General features: G+C 74.9%; 2 protein-coding genes and 1 pseudogene. All 3 read right to left on the bottom strand.

Translation table 11 applies throughout. The features are described 5' to 3' along the window. Nucleotides 1–281: 281 nt before the first annotated feature. On the bottom strand, nucleotides 282–2,258 hold the full coding sequence (locus tag ACOJUF_RS16055; protein ID WP_420122831.1) for a SulP family inorganic anion transporter: 1,977 nt from the start codon (nucleotides 2,256–2,258) through the stop codon (nucleotides 282–284). A gap of 74 nt (nucleotides 2,259–2,332) precedes the next feature. Next, nucleotides 2,333–3,226 (bottom strand): tRNA pseudouridine(38-40) synthase TruA, encoded by an 894-nt coding sequence (truA, locus tag ACOJUF_RS16050; protein ID WP_420122830.1) that lies wholly within the window; start codon nucleotides 3,224–3,226, stop codon nucleotides 2,333–2,335. Nucleotides 3,227–3,351: 125 nt separating this feature from the next. Continuing rightward, nucleotides 3,352–3,543 (bottom strand): annotated as a pseudogene (locus tag ACOJUF_RS16045) (IS110 family transposase); the annotation flags it as partial.

The raw sequence follows: 3,543 nt of genomic DNA, 5'->3' as shown, positions 1-3,543 counted from the left end.
CTCTTCGTTGTCGTCCAGGTTGCTCAGGTCCGGGAGCGGATGCTCCCCTCGGTGCGCCCCCTCGCGGGCCGGGCCTTCGGGCGGGCCCACAGACATGCAGACACCGCCGCACGCAGACCGCGCGGCACACCGGCTGTCCAGCGTACCGCTCGATTGCGGTGATGGTCAAAATGCCTCCTGGCGCGCACACGGTGTGACCAGATTCCGGACGGCGCCTACTCATCGTAGTCGAGCCGGTCGGCCCGGCCCGCCCGGGTGGTCCCGCGAAGGTCCGGGGCCCGTCAGGGGCGGTCGGGGTCGGGGTCCGACTCCGACAGCTGGATCGGTGGCCCTTCGGAGGCCGGGGCCGGGGCCTCGTCGGGTGGCGCGGCGGCGCCGGCCAGCCAGCGCCGCGCGTCCTCGAGCGCGGCCCGGGTCGACTGGCCGACCACCTCGGTGGCCGGGACGACGGTGATCCGCCGCCGGACCTGCGCCTGCTGGCTGCGCTCGAATCGCCGGACCATCGCCTGGTCCACCCCGGACAGGTAAAGCCGGCCGCCGGCCGCCGCGAGGGCGTCGGCGTAGGTCGCGACGACCCCGAAGAAGGTGGAGCCCAGGGACCCGCGGCCGCGCAGCCGCAGGATCACCACCGGCCGGTGCGTGCCCTGCGGGTCGGGCAGGCGCGCTCCCAGGGTCCGGGCCCCGGCGTAGAGCAGGCTGCCGTAGATGTCCAGGACCACCGGCTCGCCGTCCGGCAGAGCCTGCGGCACCGGGCGCTCGACGGTCTGCCCGTCCCGGTAGTCCAGCCGCACCAGGTGGAAGTCCAGCTGCTCCTTGTTCAACTGCAGCACCAGCGAGCAGATCACCCCGATCGAGACGGCCGCGGCGATCGGCAGCATCAGGGTGGACAGGAACGTGACGGTCATCGCGATCCGGCCGGTCGTGCCGCTGCGCCACACCATGCGCACGACGCCGGGTTTGAGGGTCAGCAGCGCCGCGTAGATCAGCACCGCGGACAGCGTCGGCAGCGGTACGAGTTCCACCAGCCGGCCCAGGGCCAGCAGGATGACCAGCATCCACAGGCCGCCGAAGACGGTCGACCACCGGCTGCGGGCGCCGGCCGCCAGGTTGATGGCGGTGGTGCTCACCGATCCGCCGACCGGGATCCCGTGCACGATGCCCGCGAGCAGGCTGCCGGCGCCCTGGCCGATGAAGTCCCGGTTGGTCGAGGACCGGCTGCCGTCGGGGTTGGGCGCGGTCTCGGCGACCCCGGCGCCCTGGACCAGGACGATCGCGGCGATGGCCGCCGCGCCGGCGATGAGGTCGACGTTCACCAGGTCCCGCCAGTCCGGCAGGCTCAGGCCCGGGAGCCCGGCCGGAATGCTGCCGATCGCGATCACCGTCCCGACGGTCTCCAGGCCGGCGATCACCACCACCGCCGTGGTGACGGTCACCGCGATGAGCGTCGCCACCAGCCGCAGCCGGGTGCGGCCGAGCAGCACCATGCCGGCCAGCGCGCCGAGACCGACCAGGGCGGACGGCACGCCGATCTCGGGCAGGTGGGTGGCCACGTACAGGGCCTTCTCCACGGCCACGCCCGGGTCCGGCTCCACCCCCAGCAGGCCCGGCAGCTGGCCCAGGACGATGTTCACCGAGATCCCGGTCAGGAAGCCGACCATGACCGACCGCGACACGAACCGGATGTAGCGGCCCAGGCGCAGCAGACCCACCGCGACCAGCATGATCCCGGTGATCAGGGTCAGCGCGACGACCGCCCCGTCCCGGGCGCCGGGCGGAAGTTCCGCCAGCACCGAGCCGGCGGCCAGGGAGGCCGCGGTCGTGGTCGTGACGACCATCAGCGAGGTGCTGGTGAACAGGCCGCCGCCGATCTTCCCGGCGAACGAGGCGTAGAGCCCGTACGCCGGGTTCACCCCGACCAGCAGGGCCATGGCCATGCCGTCGGGCACCGACGCGATCGCGTTCGACGCCCCGGCCACGGCGTCCGCGCGCAGGTCCTGACGCCGGGGTCGGATCGAGACCACCCAGCGCCCGACGGCCCGCCGGGCCCGGACCACCGGCGGGACGGCGCCGGCCGGGTCGGTCCCGGCCGGGGCGTCGTCCCCGGCATCGCCGAACGGCAGGTCGGGATCGTCGATCGACCCAGCGCCCGATGGCCCGGCGGCGGGATCGGGATCGCCGGCCGGCGGGCGCCCGGACGGCCCCGCGGCAGGGTCCGGGCCCGGCCCCGCCCCCTGGTCCGATCCGGTCGCACCCGTCATCGGCGGTTCCCACTTCCTGGTCCTCGGGCCGTCTCCGGGGAGGCTAGGACCGGGCGGGACGGACGGGCATCGCCTCAGTCGGACGGTCCGCCGGGCCCGAGCTCACGGACCGCCCGGGTCTGCGCGGAGCGGCCCGCCAGGTCGGCCGCGGCCGGGTAGTCCACCCGGCGCAGGGTGAGCCCGTGCGGCGGCACCACCGGGAACGCCGAGGTGCGTTCGCGTGCGGCCAGCAGCCGGCCCGGGCGCTCCGGCGGCATCCGCAGTTCGCCGACGACGAGCAGCGAACCGACCAGCGCACGCACCATCGAATGGCAGAAGGCGTCGGCGGTGACGTCGATGTGTACCTCGTCGCCGGCCCGGACGACGGTCAGCGCCTGCAGGTCGCGGATGGTGGTGGCACCCTCCCGCGGCCGGCAGAAGGCGTGGAAGTCGTGCAGGCCGATCAGGGCGCGCGCGGCCAGCGTCATGGCCTCGATGTCCAGGCGACGGCGCCGGGCCAGGACGAAGTGCCGGTCGGCCGGGGCCACGCCCCACTCCGCGGTGCCGATCCGGTACCGGTAGTGCCGGCGCAGCGCGGCGAACCGGGCGTCGAAGCCGACCGGCGCCGCGGTCACCGCCCGGACCCGCACGTCGGCCGGCAGCAGCCCGGCCAGCCGGCGGAGCATGCCCAGCCGGCCGGCGGCCGACGGGTCGCCGTCCCCGGCCCGGTCCCGCGGGGCCCGGGCGGCCAGCGCGGCCGGGTCCGCGTCGACGTGCGCGACCTGACCGTCCGCGTGCACCCCGGCGTCGGTGCGACCGGCGACCACCACCCGCACCTCGTGCCGCAGCAGGGTCCGCAGGGCGTCGGTCAGCACCCCGGCGACGGTGCGCAGCCCGGGCTGGACCGCCCAGCCGGCGCACTCGGTGCCGTCGTAGCTCAGCTCCAGCCGCAGCCGCACCGCGGCCCCGGGCGGCTCGGCAGCAGACACGTGGACCACGCCGACCAGTTGACCACGCCGACCAGGTGACCACGGACGGGCGCCGCCGATGCACCCCGTCCCGATCCCGCGGGTGGGCCCGCCACGCCCGGGCCCGGCGGATGCTCCTATGGTCGTCAAGCTGCTTTGGCGGGTCGTTTTTCGGTGGACGCGGGTTTGAGGGCGAGGAAGACTTCCCGGGCGACATATCGTTTGAGGCAGCGAATGATCTCAGGCTTGGTCAGCCCTTGGGTGGTGCGTCGCGCGACGTAGTCCTTGGTTCGCTGGTCGGTGCCCATGCGGGTGATGATGATCCGCCAGAGTGCGCT

It is taken from the genome of Nakamurella sp. (assembly GCF_048594475.1).
In the GTDB taxonomy this organism is placed as follows: Bacteria; Actinomycetota; Actinomycetes; order Mycobacteriales; family Nakamurellaceae; genus Nakamurella.
Note: the sequence above shows the minus strand (reverse complement) of the source record. Positions and strands in the feature narration are given on the sequence as shown.